Here is a 20,614-nt window from a genome sequence, read left to right as displayed (position 1 = left end):
TCTCGGTCCGGAAACCTTGGCGAACACAAGAGCCAGGGTAAATATTCCAATATGATGCAAAACCGAAATGTCGTGTTTCTTGCAAAAATGCTTCTGGTTGCCGGTATCTACTTTGGCTCGGGGCAGCTTGGCCTGTCTCTGGCAGTTCCGCCTGGCTATGCCACCTTTATCTGGCCCCCTTCCGGAATAGCGCTTGGCGCGTTGATCCTCTTTGGCTGGCGCTTGTGGCCAGGCATCTTTCTCGGTTCGATTCTGCTCGGCAGCTATATATCGGGCGCCTATTCGAGTGAATCCGGCCTGGACGAAGCAAAGGCGCTGACCACGCTGGTGATAGCAGCGGGGTCCAGTATTCAGGCTTTGGCTGGGTATGCGCTGGTCAGGCGGTTGCTCGGTCTTCCTGTAAGTCTCAACCATATCCGCGACGTGCTGCTGCTGTTCTTTGCTGTCGGTCCGGTCGTTTGTCTGGTGGCGCCCACAATTGGCGTTTCCGCCTTGTTCCTCTCCGGCGCCACGCCCGCTGACGAGCTTATGGATAGTTGGGTGACATGGTGGACGGGGGGCATTTTCGGCATCATCGTGTTTTTGCCATTGGCGCTGATAGCCCCGGGAGGTCCGCAGAGGCTTTCCTGGCGCGGCAAGGCGCTGGGCAATCTGCAAGTCACCGCAATGCTGCTGCTTCTCATTCCTCTGGGACTGACGTTTTACGCGTGGAAAATCTCGTCGGAGGCAGCCCACGAGAATGGCAGAATCCAGTTTGAAGCAATGGCGCTGGAGAGCAAAAAGGCGCTTCTGAGCCGGATAAATTCCTATGAGAATGCGCTTCTGGGTGGGGTCGCCTATTTCCAGGGGTCGCATTCCATCAACCGCCATGAGTGGCATCGCTATGTTGATGTGCTCGATATTGAGAAAAATTTCCCCGGCATCAGTGGCCTGGGATGGATCGCATCGCTGGCGCCGAGCGGGGTAGACCCGTTCGTGCGGACGACCCAGGCCGATGGTGCCAGGAACTTTGCGATACATCCAGACGTGCCTGGAGATGCCCGTTACGTCATCGCCTATATCGAGCCCGAAGCTACCAACCGGCAGGCCCTGGGGCTGAATATCGCCTTTGAAGAAAACCGGAAGCAGGCCGCCGATCTGTCGAAAATGACCGGAAAACCGGCCATCACCAAACGCGTCATCCTGGTCCAGGACGAGGAGAAAACCCCCGGCTTCCTGCTGTTGTATCCGATGTATCGGGATGGGTTTCAGCCAAGATCATCGGTTGAAAAATGGGCCCTGTTCGATGGCTGGATCTATGCGCCATTCATAGCCAAGAATTTCATGCGGGATCTGACCAAAAGCCAGGGAAACACCGTCAGTTTGCGGGTCTATGATGATGGACGGGAAAATGCTGCGGCCCTGATCTACGAAAGCAACAAGGCCCGCACGGACGGTCATACGCCCGCTTTTTCCAAGCGGGAAAACATTGAAATCATGCAGCAGGAATGGCTGATCGTGTGGGAAAGCACGCTCGGGTTTGAGGGGAACTGGCACAGCAACAACCCCATTCTGATCCTGTCCGGCGGCCTGTTGATCACCTTCCTGTCTGGTTTGTTCCTGTTTGTGACCAGCTCACGTCTGACAGGGTCGGCGGAAAGAACCTACGGCAGCAAAGCGCTGTTGCTGCCCGCCTTCGTGTTTGCCGTTTTGGCGGTGGGATCGGTGTCGCTGTATCGGGCTCTCAATGACAAGGAAGTGGCCCATCTCAAGGCCATGATCTCAAGTGAAATCAGCAAGATCGATTTGCTCATCACCGCGGAAACCGAAGGCAAGCTGTTGGCCTTGAAACGCATGGCCGCGCGAATGGAAACCGATCCCGATCGCCCGGCGCATCTATGGGAAGTGGATGCGCGCAATTACATAGACCATCTCGCGGGCTTGAGAGCTCTTGCATGGGTCAATGCAAAGGGACAGATGCTGAATACGCAACAATCGACAAAAAATGACCGGCTGGTCTGGGTAGACGCCATCCAACAGGAGCCGCAAGCTAGTTTGGCGCAGATGGCGGTCTTGCAGGACATTCCCAAGATCAGTCCTCCGATCAAGTTGGCGGGCAAAGATCAGGCTTTCATTGCCTATTTTCCGCTCAACAAGCAGGGCCTCTCGGAGGGTTATCTTGCCTCGGTATTCTCGGTGAGCGAGTTCTTCAGCAGCGAGATCCTGCCTGAAACACTCGACCGCTACCAGTTCCTGATTACCTATGACGGCGATGCGCAACTTCAGTTTGGCAATCTGACCCAGTCTGTCGCCTTGCCCTGGTCGCTTGAAAGCACGATACAAATCCCCGACAAGCTGTGGTCGATCCAGATCATTCCGACAACAGGGTTCCTCAAATCGCAGCAAACCCTGTTGCCTGACGTAGCTTTGATCGCCGGCCTGCTTATCTCGATCCTGACCGCCATCACGGCACATATGACGCTTCTGTCGCGGCTGAAGACTGCTGATCTGGAACAGTCCAGCGAACGCATCAAGCAGGAATCAACCCGAAACCTGACGGTGATGAACACTGTACTGGACGGCGTCCTGACCATTGGTCCGGAGGGTATGATTGAATCGATCAACCCGGCCGGGCTGCGTATCTTTGGCTATGCGCGGGGTGAAGTGGTCGGCAAGCACGTCAATATGTTGTTGCCGCCTGACGATGACTACATCAGCCATTACCTGAAGACCGGTGAGGGACTGGCTATCGGCAGCGGGCAGCAAGTTTCCGCACGGCGCATGAACGGATCGATCTTCCCCATGGATCTCTCCGTCAACGAGATGCATCTCGATGGTAAGCGCATGCTGGTCAGCACGTTGCGGGATACCAGTGAAGCCGTTGCTGCAGCCCGGGCGCTGAGCGAGTCCAACGCACTCAAATCAGCCGTCATGGCCAGTACGGAATACATGATCATCGCCACGGATCTTGAGGGCAAGGTGATGGTCTTCAACGAGGCGGCTGAAACGGCACTGGGTTATTCGGCCGAAGAAATCGTTGGCAAGCAAACGCCGGCATTGTGGCACGATCCAACTGAAATCGAGGAGAGAGCGCGCGTTCTCACCACCGAGCTAGGCTCATTGGTCAGTCCGGGTTTCGAGACCTTCACACGGAATGTCGATGCCAACGGTATCGATGAAAACGAATGGACCTTCATTCATCGGGATGGACAGCGGTTTCCGGTCCTCATGACCGGAACCGCCTTGCGCAATGATGCCCATCAAACCACGGGGTATCTGGGCGTCATCATGGATCTGACCAAGCGACGGGAAATCGAACGCCTGAAATCAGATTTCATATCCATCGTCAGCCACGAATTGCGGACCCCGCTGACATCGATCCGCGGCGCGCTTGGCTTGGTCATGGGGGCGATGTCAAAGGAATTGCCGGACAAGGCCATCCGCCTGATTGATATCGCCCACAAGAACTGCGAGCGCTTGACGCTGCTGATCAATGATATTCTCGATATCGACAAGATCGCATCGGGGCAGATGCGGTTCGAGATGAAATCGGAAGAAGTAGCGCCGTTGCTCACCCAGGCGGTTGAGGTTAACCAGCCTTATGCGGAAAAGCTAAACGTGACCATCAAAAACGTCGGGATCGATCCGGATCTGGCAATCAATGTTGATCCGGAGCGGTTTGCGCAGGTGATGTCAAACCTTCTCTCCAATGCTGCCAAGTTTTCCAACAGGGGTGGCCAGGTCGAGGTTTCGGCCCACCGAAACGGTGAACAGGCCCGGGTTGTGGTCAAGGATTACGGCGAAGGGATTCCGGAAGAATTCCGTCCGCAGATATTTGGAAAATTCCTGCAAAGTGATTCCTCCACGACACGGGTGAAGGGCGGCAGCGGGCTTGGCCTGCACATCAGCAAGCAGATTGTTGAAAGAATGGGTGGAACAATCGGCTTCGAGACCGAAACCGGCCGCGGCACCACTTTCTGGGTCGACTTCCCGTTGCCTGTAGAGGACGTTCTAGCGGAGAAGAGTGAGCCGGACGATGGCCAGCACTTGCTACTTCATTACCGTCAGCGGGATGTGCCGACCCTGCTCCATATCGAGGATGACGAGGATCTGAGCCGGGTGCTGGCAACCTATCTGAATGGCTCCGTCACCGTTGTTACGGCCACGACCTTGAAAAGCGCTGAAGTATTGTTGCACTCCAATCGCTTCGATTTGATCGTGCTTGACCTTGGGTTGCCGGACGGGTCGGGGCTCGAGTTTCTCGACACTTTGACCAGCCTGGGTGAGCTGCCGATTCCGGTGATGATCCTGTCGGCCTCGGAAGTATCCGACGACGTCAAGCGGTCGGTCGCCTCGGTCATGGTAAAATCGCGGGCCTCGGAGGCGAAGATCGTCAAGAAAATACAAAGCCTGGTCGCGAGGTGACGGGTTGCCAAACAAGGTTTCGAGGCGAGGTATAAGAATACCGCCCCTGAGTGCCCGGTGTACCTGATCATCGGGCGCGGCATGTGTGCCGAATTTCCATGAAAGACCAATATGCGCGTGAGTACGAAAGCTAGCCATGACTGAACCGATGAAAATACTGTACGTGGATGATGAAGATGACATCCGCGAAATTGCCGGAATGGCGCTCGAGCTTGATCCCGGTATTGAGCTGAGGATCGCGGCGTCAGGTTCAGCGGCGCTGGCCGTCGTTGAGGAGTGGCTGCCGGACCTGATTTTGCTTGATGTCATGATGCCGGGCATGGACGGCCCGGAGACATTGGTGCATCTACGGCAAGACGAGGTTCACGGGTCCATTCCGGTGGTCTTCATAACGGCCAGAACCCAGCCGGAAGATGTCGAAACATTCATGGCTTTGGGTGCGGCTGGGGTGATTTCCAAACCGTTTGATCCGATGACCTTGGCCATGCAGGCAAGGGAGTTGTTTGCACGGGTCAAAGGCTGAAACAGACCGCCAGTCTCCAGCGTTCAATTGGCCGAAGACCAGTATGGTGCGCACTGCAGCACTTTGAGCTCATTCATGCGTGATGAGCCCGACTGGCGCTGTCCCTGATGCGCAGGCAGAGGCGTCAGCACGTGATCCCTGTTGCCGGCGATAAACCGGTATCTGGACAAATGGGGCAGTTTGTTGTTTTCAGCCGAGCGCTGAGAGCTGGTCAATCAACGCATTGATCGCCAAGGCAAAATCCGCATCGGGGTACTTGTCCCGGCGCAGCATCGAATCAACCCTGGACGCAGCGAGGCCCAGCTCCTGGTATCCGAATATTGCCGATGCGCCGGCCAGGGAATGGGCCAGTTTGATGAGTTCGGGGTCCTGCGTCGCCGGCCCATCGGCCGCCGTCCGTTTGTCCAGTACCTGCCTTATCTGATCCAGATTTTCCTGGCATCGCGCCACAAACAGAAGGCGCAATTTAGCAATCCGGCTCTGTGCCTCATCCGGCAACTGATCCAGGTTGGAGATGCCTTTCGATTGGCTGACCATCGGTTGGAATTCCCTGTCTTGGAGATCGCCGGACGTCAGGTTCGCCGATCATATTTATTGCCGCGCCACATCTGCCGGACGCGGCAGGGACTGAAGCTGTTCTAACTCGGTTCGTCACAGAACTCGACGCCGATTTCATCATTGATGTGCCAGCATTTGCGGACCCGTCTGAGTGGCCCCGAGCTGGTGATCTTGAGCAGAAAATATTCAGGCAGCGCCAAGGGCTGATCCAACCGGATACGCGCGCCGCCTTCGGAAATGTTGCGAACGGTGCAATTGATTTTTGACGACCATTCTTCAAGCGCGATGAAGGCAGGTTTCAGGGTCCGCATGCGAACCGATTTCCGCCGCTCCTTGGCCTCGGCAACGCCGGTACTGGCTGGCGAGGTTCCGTCAGGCAGGGCACTCCAGCCGTTGGGGCCGCTTTCTGCGCGCAATGCGTCGAGTTGCTGCTGTTGCTGTTCCGCCAGCGACTGCATCATCTGCGCGAGATCATTGTGATCACTGGAGATCGAAACCCCGATCAAGGGTGAGATCTTCAGTTCCACCGATTTGAGGTGGTGGGAAAAGGTCAATTTCTCGGTCAGGCGCCGCTGACACTCGATGATGTTGGCCTCGGAAGCATTCCTGTCCATGACATAGCGGAAGCTGTCTTCGTCAAATCGACCGCAGAAATCATCCGTTCTGATGGTCGTCCGGATTTTGCCGGCAAAACTGCGAAGAATTTCATCGGCATTGGCGATGCCGTAATTGGTGCCGATTGTCTGGTAGTCGGCCAGGCAAATCGAGAAGATCGCGAATTTCGTCCGCAGTTTGTCGGCCGATTTCTCAACATGGGCCAGTTTGGTGTCGAGTTCATCGCGGCAATACATGCCTGTCAGATCATCGAACATCGCGTTTTTGCGAAGCGCTGAAACCTCATCATGACGCGCGGTTTCGCTGTCGTGGCGGATGATGGTTTTCTGGATGATGGCGGTGATTTCTTCAAGCCGCAGGTTTCGCTTCGGCAGGAAATCATAAAACCCCATGCGGAAAGCCTTGATTGCGGTGCGTTGGGATTCATCCGCTGACAGCATGACCACCGGTGCAAGGTGGGGGAAGCGAAGCTTGAGTTGTTCGTGCAGCCGGAAACCGTTCTCTGCGTCGAGATTGTAATCGAGGAGAATGCAGTCGGGCATCTCCTTTTCCAGGACCTGGACCAGGGTGAAACTGTCGCTGGCTTCCAACGTTCTGATATGTGCCTGTCCGAGCAGCGCAGAAAGATACCCCCGGTACAGACTGTCATCATCGACGATGCAGACCGAACGGCCATTGAGCGTGATTTCTGAGTTTCCGGCAGATTTGTCGTAGGTGACATTCATTTGTCTGGTCCAATCCTGTGGAGCAAGAAAGCCTGAAGGCAAACAGTTCCACGTGACACGCGATGAGTGGCGTCTTTCCGCTGCCCCATCAAGTCTTGCCCGCACCTGCAGTGGCGGTCTTGTCGCATTCGGCCAATGTCTCCGGTTTGGCGATGACAACCTGGTCGCGACCATTGCTCTTGGCCAGGTAAAGTGCCTTGTCTGCCTGGGCAAAGAGAGTGGCGCTGTCGCCGTCCGCAGTGCACCCGGCAACACCGATGCTGATGGTCAGCGAGAACGGTTCGCCGAGACCGTCGAAAGCCATCTTGGCAAAGTGCTTGCGGAAATTTTCCATCACCTCGAAGATCATGTCCGGCGATGTGTCGAGCAGCAGAACCGCGAATTCTTCACCGCCATAGCGGCCGACTACATCGGTCTTGCGGACCCAGCCGACCAGCGCCCGCGCCAGAATCGACAGGACCTTGTCGCCAACAGGGTGCCCCCAGGTGTCGTTGACCTTCTTGAAGTGATCGACATCAATCATGGCGATGCAGAATTGCAGTTTGGTGCGATGGTAGCGCGACATCTCGTGGCCGACACGCTCCTTGAAGCGACGGTGATTGAGCAATCCGGTCAAGCCATCGCGCTCGATCAAGTTGCGCAGAACGCGGGCTCGCTGTACCCGCAGATGGATCAGGGCGACGAGCGCATCTAGGTCAGCCCGTTTGGAAATGAAATCATCTCCGCCGAATTGCCGTGCCTTCATCTGGACCTGCTTGTCTTCCTCTGAAGACAAGAACACGATCGGGATCGAGAGGTGGTTTTGATGCTGACGGATGATCTTGGCAATTTCGATGCCATCGGTCCCGGGCATTTGAAGATCCATGATGACGAGATCGAAAAAGGATCGCTCCATCGACGTGATGATATCGAATGGGTCATTGAGGACCGAAACGGTCATGCCGTTGGCGCGCAGCATCTCGGCATAAACTTCCGACGCCAGCGGGTCGTCGTCGACCAGCAGGATCGACGCGGGCTGACTGCTCAATTGGCCGCCGAAATGCTCCAGCCAGTTGATGAATTCGGCCTGATCGATCGGCGCGCTCATCACGGTCGTTACATTCGCCTGGGCACATTTGGCGCGAAACGAAAATGTGGTTTCCGGCGAGATCAGTATCTTGGGAACGAGTTCGTCCATTGCCTGGCAGATCTCGAGCGCGTCGGGAAGTTCGCCATCGATTACCACGATTGTGCCAGTGCCGGCCTCTTCAGCCACAGTGTGCTGGGTTGAGGTTTCGACAGGCGCGGGGATGTAGCTCATTGGCCCCAGAATGGCGGTTATAGAGTCGAGAAACTCGCCGCCGCCGATGACATGCACTGAAGGTCGCGACGCATTGCTGAATAGGGTTTCCACCGGAACGGAAATGCCGGGCTCTAATCCACTCATCGGAGATACAACGTTCAACAAATCAATATCTCTCATGTTGGAGGCGTTCGTGATCATCGGGGGATTTTCGCGCGAAATCAGACGCAATTGCTTCAACGAGCTTTCCGGTGAAGGTCATCTATACGCACATATCTCGTTCAATTTTATTGTGCTTGCAGATGTATATCTTCCTTGTTCTGGTTTTAATCCAAGTTGGAGAAATGTGCATCTCCAATATATTTTGATATTTACAATTTATTAATTTATTGTATTTCGATTAATAACAGATTAAATCTGCAGTCTCGAATATAACGCATTATTTCTCAAAGCGGGAATGACGCTGGATTGACTTCGTTCCCGCTTGATCTGCTTGCGGCACCGGTTTCAAACTGATCTCCGGTGCCCGAGGGATATTGGTATGGGCGATTTGATGTGGCTATCGGGGAAGCAAACAGTGCCGATTGAGCGAGGTCTCCCGCTTTCGCACGGCTATTGCCCGGCGGATTTCTGGTTGCATCATCTTCTTCATCAGCGATGAATTGCGCGTTGCGTCTTCGGGCTACTGTTTGCTGGGGTAGCTACCCTATCAAGCGCAAAGCCGATCTGCTCTCGTGCCGTTTTGCATGCAAACAGTTAACCACTGTGAAGTCTTCTTTGCGAAATTGGCCCTAAAACACGCCATTTAGATTTCCATAAAGAATATAGACATCGGTTTCTGCTGTTGTTGTGAGGTTGCACGTGAAGGAATAGTCCATGCAAGCCAGACGCAAGTCCGAACTGTCAGCACTGCAGAACGAGATACTTGAGGCCGTGGCCACAGGCGTGCCTTTTTCCGAGGTCGCTGACACCTTGTGCCGACGCGCCGAGGCGCTCGCCCCTGGCGCCAATTGCACAATCGCTTCAATTGATGCGGGCGGCTTGATCCATCCGGTCGCCGGTCCCAGTCTCCCTGCGCCTTATGGCGAAGCGCTCGATGGATGTTCCATCGGCCCGGAAGTGGGGTCCTGCGGCACTGCCGCCTTTTTCGGCATCCCGGTTGAAGTTACCGATATCGCCACCGACTTTCGTTGGAAGGATTATCAGGATCTTGCCCTTCCGCAGGGGTTGAAGGCCTGTTGGTCCAGCCCGATCAGATCACCCGAGGGCCGGGTGGTGGGCACTTTTGCGTTCTACTATCGTGAATCCCGCGGGCCGAGCGACGTCGAGCGCCAACTCGTTGATACCTGCGTCCATCTCTGTTCCATCGCCATGGAGCGGGCCGAGGTCAGCCGCCGCTTGCAGCATCTGGCCTATCACGACCAGATGACCGGCCTGTTCAACCGCTATGCTTTCGATGAAATCATCGCCCAGAACATGACTCTTCCGACGCGGAGTTTCGGCCTGTTGTTGCTCGATATCGACAATCTCAAACAGGTCAACGACCGCATGGGCCATTCGGTCGGAGATGCGCTGATCTGCGAAGTCGCCCGGCGGCTTGCCAATGTCGGTGCAGGCATTGATGCTTATCGGCTTGGCGGCGACGAGTTTGCTGTTATATGTCCCGACTGCAACGACGCCGAAAACATGGCTGAACTGGCTGGACGGTTGCTGAGCCAGATGGAGCTCGCTTACGAACATGATGGCAATACGATCCTGTTGCAGATCACCATCGGTGGCGTTCTCAGCAATAAGGACGGCACCAGCGCCGATGCGCTGCGCCAGAACGCCGATCTGGCACTCTATCATGCCAAGCAGACCGCCCGAGGCGAATATATCCATTTCCATCCCGGCCTGCGCACTTCAATCCAGTGCCGCTCCGAACAGATTGCGTTGTTGGACAAGGCACTGGATGAAGACCGCGTCTTTGCCCATTTTCAACCGGTCATCTGCATGCGCACCGCCAAAATCGTCGGTGTTGAGGCCCTTGCCCGTATTCGTACCCATGAGGGGGAGGTCATCAGCGCCGGTGCCTTTGCCATGGGACTGACCGATTCCAAGAATGCCTTTCGCCTGACCAGTTGCATGCTGGAACAGATTGCCAGCGCCATGCGCGGCTGGATCGACGAGGGGCTGGAACTGGGCCATGTCGCGGTCAACCTGTCGACCATCGACTTCCAGCGCGGCAATCTCGAGCAACGTCTGCGCGCGCCGTTCGAGGCGCATAACGTGCCGCAGAACTTTCTCCAGATTGAAGTCACGGAGAATGTCTTGATGGATCAGGAAGTGGCCAGCCAGGTTGCCCGTTTGCGCGCGCAAGGCATGCAGGTCGCGCTTGATGATTTTGGCACCGGCTTCGCCTCGCTCAGCCACCTCAGGGATTTTCCGCTCGACTACATCAAGATCGACAAGTCCTTTGTCGACCACCTGCTCACGGATGCGATCTGTAGTGCGATCGTCGAGGCGTTGATCAGCATGGCGCAGAAAATGCAGATCGGCATTATTGCCGAAGGGATTGAAACCGCCGAACAGGCAACCCGTCTGCTGGAGATCGGCTGCCCGCTGGCGCAGGGCTATTACTATGCCCGCCCGGTCGATGGCGAGGCCATCACCACATTGCTCCGGTCGTTCAACGGCAAGGTCAGCACGCCGGCTACCGATACGGATCAGGTGCGCAACTCGGCCTGAACGTCACACCTATCGGCAGCCCAAGGTGCTCCCAACATGCGCGTAAACGGCTCAGGACCGTGCCGCCGAATCTCAAAATGATTTGCCGGATACGACTGGCGACAGGCTGGTCACACGCGGCAGTCAAACCTATGATCTGCCGATGAAAATATTTCTCTACGTCGTTGCCGCCGCAACTTTCCTCGGCCCGATTATCGGCTGGGCCTATATTGTTGGCCTGGCATGCGCGTTTAAAGCCAATTCTCCCGGCTGCAGTGTGCGCCTGCAAGATTATTGGGATGTGGATTTCCTGATTCTGGCGGCTTTGCCCTGGATCGTCGGCACGGTCAGCCTGTTCTTGGCATCAAGAAGGCAGTGACTGCAGACATCTGGCAGGATAATACCAAAACCCATCTGGCGTGGTTGTGGACAGGCGCGGACGGCTCATGATTTCCCATCGGCAAATCAAGCCACTCGCTCAGGATCGTTTCGGGCCCCGTAAAACCCAAGGCGATCAGGTGTCGTCTTTTTTCCGACGTGTGGGCTTGATCCGGATGCGCAGTGATTTTCCATCGACTTGGTCGAGCTCGAAGGCGCCGGTCTTGCGGACGAGATCGCTGAGCTTGCGAAAGCCGTAGGTGCGGGGGTCGAAATCGGACGAGAGGTTGGCCAATTGGGTCCCCAGAGCGCCGAGTGGCACCCAGCCGTCCTCACTTTCCATCTGTGCGATGACTTTTCGCAAGACCGGTGTTGCGGCGCTGGGCTGCTGCAGCGGTTTGGATTCCTCGGAGGCGTCGTTGCCGTTTGATGCGGGCGCGGGCAGCAGGTTCTCGGTGTAGATGAAGCGCCGGCAGGCCTGCCGGAAACTCTCGGGCGTCTTTTGTTCGCCGAAACCGAAGACATCGACGCCCTGCTCACGGATACGGGAGGCGAGCCGGGTGAAATCGCTGTCGGATGACACCAGGCAGAAACCATCGAAGCGACCGCTGTGTAAAAGATCCATGGCGTCGATCACCAGGGTGATGTCGGAGGCGTTCTTGCCGGTGGTGTAGGCGAATTGCTGCTGGGGAATGATTGCGTGGCGCGCAAGCACCTCGGTCCAGCCTTTCGAGCGCGTGCTGGAGAAATCACCGTAGATCCGCCGGACACTGGCTTCGCCGATCTTGGCGACCTCCTCGAACAGGCCGTCGGCGATCTTGGCGGACGTGTTGTCGGCGTCGATGAGAATGGCGAGCCTCGGCGACCGGTTTTCAATAGCCATGAATGATCTCCTCGTGCGTTCCGGATCCGTTTTGCATCAACAGTGATTCCAGCCGGACAGCCGCGGGCCATCCTCGTCGCAAACACAGGCCCCTGTCAAAACCATCTGGCTAAACCGGTGGCGCGATAGCCAGCCTGAAAGCGGTTGTCAATGCGGACTGGCGGGACGCTGTGCTCATGCGACGCCTTGTCCAGTCCCGGTAAACAGACCCCGGCGAAGGGTGCGGCGCCGCGCTCTCTGCCATAGCACCAGCATGGCCACGACGGCCAGCATCGCCTCCGCAGCGGGTGTTGCCCACCAGATCGCTTGGGCATTGAAAAAATGCGGCAGGGCAAAGACCAGTGGCAACATGAACAGATAGGGCTTGAACAACCCGAGAATGGCAGCGCGCGGGGCATCGCCGATCGCCTGGAAATGAGCGGCGAGCATGATGTGCGGTCCTGACAGAAAATAGAGCGTCACCATTGCCGGCATGATTGCCACAACCTCGGTCACGACCTGCGGATCGCTGACGAAGGCCGCGCCGATGGCCCCCGCGAATATCGTCGAGGCGGCCTGAACCGCCATGCAGAACAGCAGTGCAATCCCGAGGGCGAGTAAGAGACTGGCGTTGGTGCGCCGCCACAACCCGGCGCCATAATTGTTGCCAGTAACGGTCTGCATTGCCTGCGACAGGCCGAGAACCGGCAGGATGGCGAAGGTGAGAACCCGGGTGACAATGCCATAGGCGGTGACGGTGGCTGCATAATGGGGCGTATTGGCCAGTTGCAGGGCCAGCAGGATGGCCGAGGATACGAGCGCGATGCCGACGAAATTCAGACCCTGCGGCGCGCCGAGCGCGAGCATTTTGCCCCATCCGGAGGTGGTGACGTGCAGCAACACCGAAGCCGGGCGCAGTAAAGTTTGGCCCCGGCTACGATAAGTCAGGATGATAATGAGCGCCAAAGCCTGTGCCAGCACCGTGCCGTAGGCCGATCCGGGGACGCCGAAATCAGATAACCCAATCAGCAGATAATTGAAGCCGATGTTGCTGAGCGAAACTGTAAGGCTTGCCGCCGCCATGAAGCCGACGTGGCCTTCGCTGCGCAGGGCATCGGACTGGACCGACAATAGGAATAGCAGTGGTGAAAAGAGGACAAGAACCTGCAGATAGCTCGCGGCTAGCGCGGCAAGATCCTGGTTTCCGCCGGCGGCGAGAGCGATGATCGGCCCGCCAAACAAGGCGTAGAGGGCAATCAAAACTGCGCCGGCGGCAAGCGCCAGCCAATGGGCGCTGGCAAAAACCTGTTGGGCCGCATCCAGTTGCTTGCCGCCCAGATGCCGGGCCAGCAGGCTGGCCATGCCGCTGGCGACCATCGTGGCGAAGGCGACGATCAGCATGTAGAGCGGAAACACCACGGTGACTGCGGCAAGTGCTGTGTCACCGACATAGTGGCCAAGAAACAGGGCGTCGGCGACGGTCAGAAGACCGTTCATGCCCATCACGAAGATAATGGGAAGCGCGGTTTTGACAAAGATTGCGGGCAGGGGCCCGTCGAGAAACGGATTACGGGAAGGATCGGACATCTCACTGCATTCCTCATGCGCGAGTCTCGCCGTGGTGGATGGGTCCCGCATTGCCATCCGCGCGAGACGCGGAGAGGTTTACAGAGAAAGGATCTCGCACAGAACTTCACCAAAACTCGTTTCGAGTCTGCGGGAGGCAGGCGTCTGCAGCCAGGCGCGGCTTTAGTTGATTGCTGTGGCGAGGTCAAGATTTCAGGATCGCGGGAGACGGTCTTTTTTGCATTGACGAATTCGCCAGCGTGATAATGTGGATGCTCTTCGATGAAGATTCTTTGACAAAGGCGCGGCTTTCGATCTCTCTGGCGGCCGAGCATCATATTAGGGACATACCGATGAAACTCCGTTCGCAACGCTGGTTTGACAACCCCGAAAATCCGGGAATGACGGCTCTCTATATCGAGCGCTATCTAAATTACGGCATTACCCGCGAAGAGTTGCAGTCCGGCAAACCGATCATCGGCATCGCCCAGACCGGCTCGGACCTGTCGCCGTGCAACCGGCATCATCTGGAACTCGCCAAGCGGGTGCGCGACGGTATTGTTGCGTCCGGCGGTATCTGCTTCGAATTCCCGGTGCACCCGATCCAGGAGACCGGCAAGCGGCCGACGGCGATGCTTGACCGCAACCTTGCCTATCTCGGCCTGGTCGAGACGCTTTATGGCTATCCGCTCGATGGTGTGGTGCTGACGATCGGCTGCGACAAGACCACGCCGGCGCTGCTGATGGCGGCTGCCACCGTCGACATTCCCGCCATCGCGCTGTCGGTAGGGCCGATGCTCAATGGCTGGCACAATGGCAAGCGGGCGGGGTCAGGCACCGCGATCTGGGCGGCACGACAGGACTTGGCCGCCGGTCGGATCGATTACGAGGAATTCATGAACATCGCCGCGGCTTCGGCGCCGTCGGTCGGCTTCTGCAACACCATGGGCACGGCGAGCACCATGAATTCGCTGGCCGAGGCGCTGGGCATGCAGCTTGCCGGCTCGGCGGCAATCCCTGCACCCTACCGCGAACGCGGCCAGATGTCCTATGAGACCGGCCGTCGCATCGTCGAGATGGTGCATGCCGACCGCAAGCCTTCCGACGTCATGACGCAGAAGGCCTTCGAGAACGCCATTGTCGTCAATTCGGCGATCGGCGGCTCCACCAATGCGCCGATCCACCTGGTTGGGGTGGCGCGGCATCTGGGGCTGGAACTGACCAATGAAGACTGGCAGCGGCTTGGCCACGAGATTCCGTTGCTGGTCGACATGCAGCCGGCCGGGCAATATCTGGGCGAAGATTTCCACCGTGCCGGCGGTGTGCCGGGCGTCATCTCCGAACTGCTCAAGGCTGGCGTGTTGCCGCATCCCGACGCCATCACCGTGACAGGCGAGACAGTTGCGGAAGCCTATGCAAATGCCTCCGTTTCTGACCATGAGGTAATCCGCCCCTATGGCCAGCCGGTGATGCAGGACGCAGGCTTCCTGGCGCTGAAGGGCAATCTGTTTGACACCGCGATCATGAAGACCAGTGTGATCTCCGAGGAGTTCCGTACGCGCTACCTGTCCAACCCTGATGATCCCGAAGCCTTCGAAGGCCGGGCCATCGTGTTTGAGGGTCCGGAGGACTATCACGACAGGATCGAGGACCCGGCGCTCGAAATCGATCCTAGCTGCATCCTGGTGATCCGTGGTGTTGGCCCGATCGGCTATCCCGGTGGCGCCGAAGTGGTCAACATGCAGCCGCCCGCCGAACTTATCCAGCAAGGCATCACTGCCATGCCCTGCATAGGCGACGGACGGCAATCGGGTACGTCAGGTTCGCCATCGATCCTCAACGCCAGCCCGGAGGCCGCGGCAATGGGCGGTCTGGCGCTGGTGCGCACCGGCGACAGGATCCGTGTCGATCTCAAGCTCGGAACCGCCAACATGCTGGTCGACGAGGCAGAACTCTCCCGCCGCCGCACGGCGCTCGAAGCTGAAGGCGGTTTTGCCTATCCGGATCACCAGACGCCGTGGCAGGAAATCCAGCGCGGCATGGTTGATCAGTTCGACAAGGGCATGGTGCTCAAGCCTGCGGTCAAATATCAGCGGATCGTCAAGACCAAGGGGATGCCCCGTGACAATCATTGATCGCAACCAGCCGCTGAAGGGCCGGGTGGCGCTGGTTACCGCTGCCGGGCAAGGCATTGGCCGGGCAATCGCCGAGAAGCTGGCGGCCGATGGTGCAGAAGTCCATGCCTGCGATCTCAACGCCACCACGCTTGCTGATCTGTCGGTGGCGTCGACCAAGGTGGTGGACGCCACCGATGCGCGGGCTGTGGGGGAATGGATGGCACCTTTTTCCCGGATCGACATTCTGGTTCATGCCGTGGGCTATGTGCATCAGGGCACGATCGAGGAATGCAGCGAGGCCGACTGGCGACGCAGCATGTCGATCACGCTCGACAGCGCCTATGTGGTGCTCGGGGCGGCGATCCCGAGAATGAAACAGCACGGCGGCAGCGTGATTACCATCGCTTCGGTGGCCTCGTCGACCAAGGGCTTTGCGCGGCGCGCGGCCTATGGGGCAGCCAAGGGCGGGGTAATCGGCCTGACAAAAGCCTGCGCGGCCGATTACCTGGCGCAGAACATCCGTTTCAATGCGGTCTGTCCCGGCACAGTCGACAGCCCGTCGCTGCGGGAACGGATGGCGGAACTGGCGCAAAGTCTCGGTAGTATGGAAGCTGCCGAGAAGGTGTTTCTGGATCGCCAGCCTGCGGGGCGGCTTGGGACACCGGCGGAGATCGCCGATGTCTGTGCCTTCTTGGCCTCCGACAGTGCCAGCTTCATCAACGGCCAGATACTCAATATTGATGGCGGCATAACGATCTGAGGTCGATATTCATGTCCGGCTGGATTCTGTTGGCCAGCGCTGCCGCGTTGCGGGTTGGCTTGTTTTCTCGTCTTTGACAGGGTCAGAGCGGGAGCCATGTGGTCAGGCCGATCAGCACCAGCGGGATTGCGACCAGAGCAATGACCGTCTGCGCTGCGGTAATGCCGGCCATCAACGGGGCGTCGCCGCCAAGCTGCCGTGACAGGATATAGGCCGATGATGCTGTCGGCAGTACCTGAAACAAAAGCGCCGTGGTCAGGGCCGGTCCCTTCAATCCGATCAGAATGGCCGCAATGGCAGTGACTGTCGGCATCGCCATGAACTTGAGAACGGAGGAAAAAGCCACAGGCTTGAGCCATTGCTGTGCGGTGCTGAAATTCAGGGCAGCGCCAACGCAGAGCAGGCCCAGTGGCAGCGCGGCGGCGCCCAGCGTCCGCATTGCCGGCCCGAGCCCGGGTGGAATGCCGAGCCCGAGCATCTGGAAGGCAATGCCGCTGAGCGAGGCGACTACCAGCGGGTTGACCCCGATCTGCTTGAGGACGCCAATGCCGGTCAATTTTGCCGATCCGTGCTTGGCGAAGATCAGAACGCAGAGAATGTTGACGGTGGGGACAAGGGCGGCATTGCAGATGGCGGCCAGCGCAATGCCCTCGGCTCCGAACAGGCCTGCGGCCAGCGTCACCCCGACATAGTTGTTGAAGCGCACGCTGCCCTGAAACACCGAGGTGAAGGCCGGACCGCTTATGTTGAGCAGGGGCCGCATGGCGACAACCAGAGCGGCAACAACCAAGGTCGAAAGGATCAATGTCAGCGCAAGGTCGCCTACCGGCAAGGCATCCAGCTGGGCGGTCGCGAGGCCGTGAAAGAACAGGCTTGGCAGCAGAACATAATAACACAACCGTTCTGCCTGCGGCCAAAAGGCATCGTCGAGAAAGCCACGTTGGCGCAGCAGATTTCCAAATCCGATCAGCAGGACAACGGGGATTAGCGCCAGGAGAACCTCCGTGGTCATGACCGGTCGCGCCTTGTCTGGTTGCCCGTGCAGGCAGCGGCCGTGGCACTGGTTCCAGGCAAACTGCCGATGAAGGACTGGTCTCTGATGTGTGTCGGGCTGCAAGCGGCGGACATCGGTTTTCCATTGAATCTGAATGTGGTCAGTTCCACAGCGCCAACGCCTCCGAACGGAGGCGCGGCGCTGCAACTGCTTGAACGAATGTAAGCACGTTATTGTTCAACTGAATTCATTTGAACGGCCATGCATTAGCAAGTGTGGCCGCAAAGTTGAAATAACCAATTTGTTTCCGAGCATGGTTTTCTTGACCGGTTCGGATGTCGCGGCCTCGTCGGTTAAGAATGCAAGCCCGCTGGATCCCCGCTTGCGGGGTTTGGCTGGCTGAAGCGGTTTTGAGCCTCTTCATAGGTGGCTGAAGCAACTTAGCCCGGCGTCATGTCGGCGTGGCGGGTCAAGCGCGAAAATACCAATGCCACAACAATCAGGACTGGCAGTGACAGATAGATCAGCGCGAAGCCGGTATGTTCGGCGATGAAGCCGATGACCGACGGCGCAACCAATATGCCGGAATAGCCCATGAAGGTGACTACCGAAATCGCCAGACCCTGCGGCAGGCCGGGAAGGTTTCCAGCCGCCGAAAAGGCGATAGGCACCATATTGGCCAGCCCTAACCCGGTCAGCGCGAAGCCGGCAATAGCCGCTTCCGGCGAGGATGCGAGCCCGGCCACGCCGAGACCGATGATCGCCAGGACCGACGACACCCGGAAGGTGTTAACCGCGCCAAAGCGGTCGCGCACGATGTCGCCCAAGAAACGCATCAGCGCCATGGCGGCGGAAAACGCGCCAAAGGCAAGCCCCGAGAGCGCCGGGCTGGCACCCAGTTCCTGGCGCAGATAGAGCGCGCCCCAATCTAGGATGGCGCCTTCCGGCGTCATCGCGAACAGGCAGATCACGCCGGTCAGCCATACCGTTGCGCCGACCGACATCAGCCCGCGTCGCGATGCCTGTGAACGATCTGCAGATTGCGAACCGCCCAAGGGCCGCTGATGCGCAGGCGGCGGATCGGCGAGAAGACGCGGCCAGGCAATGGCGACGGCCATCATGGCGAGTGCGGTTACCGCCAGCGCGTGCACGAAAGTGCCGTATCCGGCGATGATCACACCTCCAAGCGCCGCACCGAACACGCCGCCCAGGCTCCAGAAACCATGGCAGGATGACATGATGGCGCGTCGTTCGTGTTTTTCGACCTCGACGGCGTTGGCGTTCATTGCCACATCCATGCCGCCAACCACGCCGCCCAGGATGAACAGCGCGACCGCGGCGGACCAGATGACCGGCGCCAGCGTCACCAGCAACAGGCTCGGCACGGCCAACACCGCCGTGAGCCGTACAACCCGGCAGGAGCCGACCCGTGAGATCGCTGCGCCGACCAGCGCCATGGCGCAGAGCGAGCCGACGCCGAATGCCAGAATCATCAACCCCAATTCGCTTTCATCAAGGCTCAGCCGCGCTGCGAATTCGGGGATCTTGGGTGCCCAGCTTCCAACCAGGAACCCGTTGGCGAGGAACATCAGGGACACAGCCAGTCGGTTGCGGGTGACAATCGGCGCTGCGGCCGTTGGGGAGAGTGACATGCAACACCTGTAGCTAAATCGATTGAAGCAGATAGCTACAGCCAACCGCGGTTCCGGTAAAGTGTGGTTGGTCTTCCAATTGGGGCGACGATCTGGCACATCGGGATAATTCCAGGACCGGACAGAAAAAGGTGCGTTTACGCCGGTGACGTGGTAAGTCGGCGCATCTGGGAGTGCCGCATGGGCAGAACGCCTGCGGCTGAGCAAATAATCAGGAGAATATGAATGGCGACAGGAACCGCACGGGAATGGATTCGACGATTGCAGCCGTACCGGATGCCAAGTGACCGGCGAAGCGCCTTTGAAACGATCCTGACCCTCGGTCTGCTGATCTCGCTCTGGGCGCTGATGTGGGGTGCGCTGTCCTACAGCATTCTGCTGACATTGGCGCTGTCGGTTCCGGCCGCGCTGATGATGGTGCGGCTGTTCATCATCCAGCATGATTGCGGCCACGGGTCGATGTTTTCGACCGCCAAATGGAACGACAGGATCGGCCGTGCGCTGGGGGTGATCACGCTGACACCCTATGACTACTGGCGCCGTTCGCATGCCATTCACCATGCCGGATCGGGAAACCTGGATCGCCGTGGCGTTGGCGACATCGATACGTTGACAGTGGCCGAATATCTGGGGCTGTCGCGCGTGGGTCGGCTGAAATACCGGCTTTACCGGCATCCGCTGGTGATGTTCGGGATTGGACCAGCGTTCATCTTCATGCTGCAACACCGCTTACCGGTGGCCGCACTCAAGGATGGAGTTATGTCCTGGACCAGCGTGATGATTACCAATCTCGCGATTGCCGCGATGTGGATCGCGCTCGGCATGCTGGTCGGCTTCAAGGCTTTTCTGATCATACATCTGCCAATCATGCTGATCGGCGCCTCGATCGGGGTCTGGATGTTTTATGTCCAGCACCAGTTCAACCCGACCCATTGGGATCATGCGCCGGAGTGGGAGCGGGAATTTGCCGCCCTGCACGGAAGTTCGTTTTACGATTTGCCGCGGCCGCTGATGTGGGTGACGGGCAATATCGGAATCCATCATGTGCACCATCTTTCAAGCCGGATTCCTTTCTACCGGCTGCCGCAGGTTCTCAAGGATTTTCCCGAACTTGCCAATATCGGCAGGCTGACCCTGTGGGAGAGTTTCCAATGCGTGCCGCTGGCGCTGTGGGATGAAGAGCGGCGCCGACTTGTGCCGTTCCATTCGGTACATGGCCGGATGGCCGCTGCCGCCTGATGAAAACAGCCATTCCGGCGCCGCCTATTTCTATGGAAACGGCGTCGGAATGGTTCATTTGCGCTTTCGCTTGTATTGAAGTCAGAAAGTGTGTAAGGTTAGCCTATCGATTTTGACCGGACGACTTGGTCGCGGACCGCCGGAGGCGGGCAGACGCTCAACACTTCACTTAAAATTCGATGACGAACGCCTGCGCCGAGCGCTTTAAAGAGCGCTTGCTCTGGCAACTACAT

At 58.1% G+C, this 20,614-nt stretch carries 14 protein-coding genes; 7 read left to right on the top strand and 7 right to left on the bottom strand.

The features are described from left to right. Positions 1–72 precede the first annotated feature (72 nt). Both ACK6D9_RS01190 and ACK6D9_RS01185 read left to right on the top strand, forming a co-directional pair. Positions 73–4,404, top strand: a complete 4,332-nt coding sequence (locus tag ACK6D9_RS01190; protein WP_412050326.1) for a CHASE domain-containing protein — start codon at positions 73–75, stop codon at positions 4,402–4,404. A gap of 148 nt (positions 4,405–4,552) precedes the next feature. Next, a complete protein-coding gene (locus ACK6D9_RS01185; RefSeq protein WP_412050325.1) occupies positions 4,553–4,927 on the top strand; it encodes a response regulator in 375 nt (124 codons plus the stop codon). A 189-nt stretch (positions 4,928–5,116) separates the two neighbouring features. On the opposite strand, the gene ACK6D9_RS01180 is transcribed toward ACK6D9_RS01185, so the two are convergent. From ACK6D9_RS01180 to ACK6D9_RS01170, 3 genes are all read right to left on the bottom strand, one after another. After that, complete coding sequence (locus tag ACK6D9_RS01180) at positions 5,117–5,464, bottom strand: Hpt domain-containing protein (RefSeq protein ID WP_412050324.1); 348 nt, start codon at positions 5,462–5,464, stop codon at positions 5,117–5,119. Positions 5,465–5,565: 101 nt separating this feature from the next. Then, positions 5,566–6,825 (bottom strand): response regulator, encoded by a 1,260-nt coding sequence (locus ACK6D9_RS01175; protein WP_412050323.1) that lies wholly within the window; start codon positions 6,823–6,825, stop codon positions 5,566–5,568. 88 nt (positions 6,826–6,913) lie between these two features. After that, a complete protein-coding gene (locus tag ACK6D9_RS01170; protein ID WP_412050322.1) occupies positions 6,914–8,251 on the bottom strand; it encodes a diguanylate cyclase in 1,338 nt (445 codons plus the stop codon). A gap of 732 nt (positions 8,252–8,983) precedes the next feature. On the opposite strand from ACK6D9_RS01170, the gene ACK6D9_RS01165 reads away from it, so the two are divergent. Both ACK6D9_RS01165 and ACK6D9_RS01160 read left to right on the top strand, forming a co-directional pair. After that, positions 8,984–10,834, top strand: a complete 1,851-nt coding sequence (locus ACK6D9_RS01165; protein ID WP_412050321.1) for an EAL domain-containing protein — start codon at positions 8,984–8,986, stop codon at positions 10,832–10,834. Positions 10,835–10,916: 82 nt separating this feature from the next. Next, complete coding sequence (locus tag ACK6D9_RS01160) at positions 10,917–11,192, top strand: hypothetical protein (RefSeq protein WP_412050320.1); 276 nt, start codon at positions 10,917–10,919, stop codon at positions 11,190–11,192. Positions 11,193–11,327: 135 nt separating this feature from the next. Here ACK6D9_RS01160 and ACK6D9_RS01155 read toward each other — a convergent pair whose 3' ends face one another. Together ACK6D9_RS01155 and ACK6D9_RS01150 are read right to left on the bottom strand one after the other, a co-directional pair. After that, the gene (locus tag ACK6D9_RS01155; protein ID WP_322988638.1) at positions 11,328–12,074 is read right to left on the bottom strand and encodes an NYN domain-containing protein; all 747 of its coding nucleotides are present in this window, start codon (positions 12,072–12,074) and stop codon (positions 11,328–11,330) included. A 174-nt stretch (positions 12,075–12,248) separates the two neighbouring features. Continuing rightward, positions 12,249–13,640 carry an MATE family efflux transporter gene (locus ACK6D9_RS01150; RefSeq protein WP_412050319.1) on the bottom strand — a complete coding sequence of 464 codons (1,392 nt, stop codon included), beginning with the start codon at positions 13,638–13,640 and terminating at the stop codon, positions 12,249–12,251. A gap of 332 nt (positions 13,641–13,972) precedes the next feature. Here ACK6D9_RS01150 and ACK6D9_RS01145 point away from each other — a divergent pair, with 332 nt between their 5' ends. Together ACK6D9_RS01145 and ACK6D9_RS01140 are read left to right on the top strand one after the other, a co-directional pair. Further along, positions 13,973–15,754 (top strand): IlvD/Edd family dehydratase, encoded by a 1,782-nt coding sequence (locus ACK6D9_RS01145; protein WP_412050318.1) that lies wholly within the window; start codon positions 13,973–13,975, stop codon positions 15,752–15,754. Continuing rightward, the gene (locus ACK6D9_RS01140) at positions 15,741–16,496 is read left to right on the top strand and encodes an SDR family oxidoreductase (RefSeq protein ID WP_412050317.1); all 756 of its coding nucleotides are present in this window, start codon (positions 15,741–15,743) and stop codon (positions 16,494–16,496) included. Before ACK6D9_RS01145 ends, ACK6D9_RS01140 begins: the two co-directional genes overlap by 14 nt. Before the next feature lie 82 nt (positions 16,497–16,578). On the opposite strand, the gene ACK6D9_RS01135 is transcribed toward ACK6D9_RS01140, so the two are convergent. Both ACK6D9_RS01135 and ACK6D9_RS01130 read right to left on the bottom strand, forming a co-directional pair. Then, entirely contained in the window at positions 16,579–17,508 is a 930-nt protein-coding gene (locus ACK6D9_RS01135; protein ID WP_412050316.1) for an AEC family transporter, read from the bottom strand. Positions 17,509–17,930: 422 nt separating this feature from the next. Beyond that, positions 17,931–19,142 (bottom strand): MFS transporter, encoded by a 1,212-nt coding sequence (locus ACK6D9_RS01130; RefSeq protein WP_412050315.1) that lies wholly within the window; start codon positions 19,140–19,142, stop codon positions 17,931–17,933. A gap of 225 nt (positions 19,143–19,367) precedes the next feature. On the opposite strand from ACK6D9_RS01130, the gene ACK6D9_RS01125 reads away from it, so the two are divergent. After that, on the top strand, positions 19,368–20,381 hold the full coding sequence (locus ACK6D9_RS01125; protein WP_412050314.1) for a fatty acid desaturase: 1,014 nt from the start codon (positions 19,368–19,370) through the stop codon (positions 20,379–20,381). The last annotated feature ends 233 nt before the right edge of the window (positions 20,382–20,614 follow it).

The organism is Hoeflea sp. Naph1, from assembly GCF_046837775.1.
GTDB lineage: Bacteria > Pseudomonadota > Alphaproteobacteria > Rhizobiales > Rhizobiaceae > Hoeflea.
The sequence above is the reverse complement of the archived record's forward strand: the minus strand, read 5'-3'. Positions and strand labels throughout refer to the sequence as shown.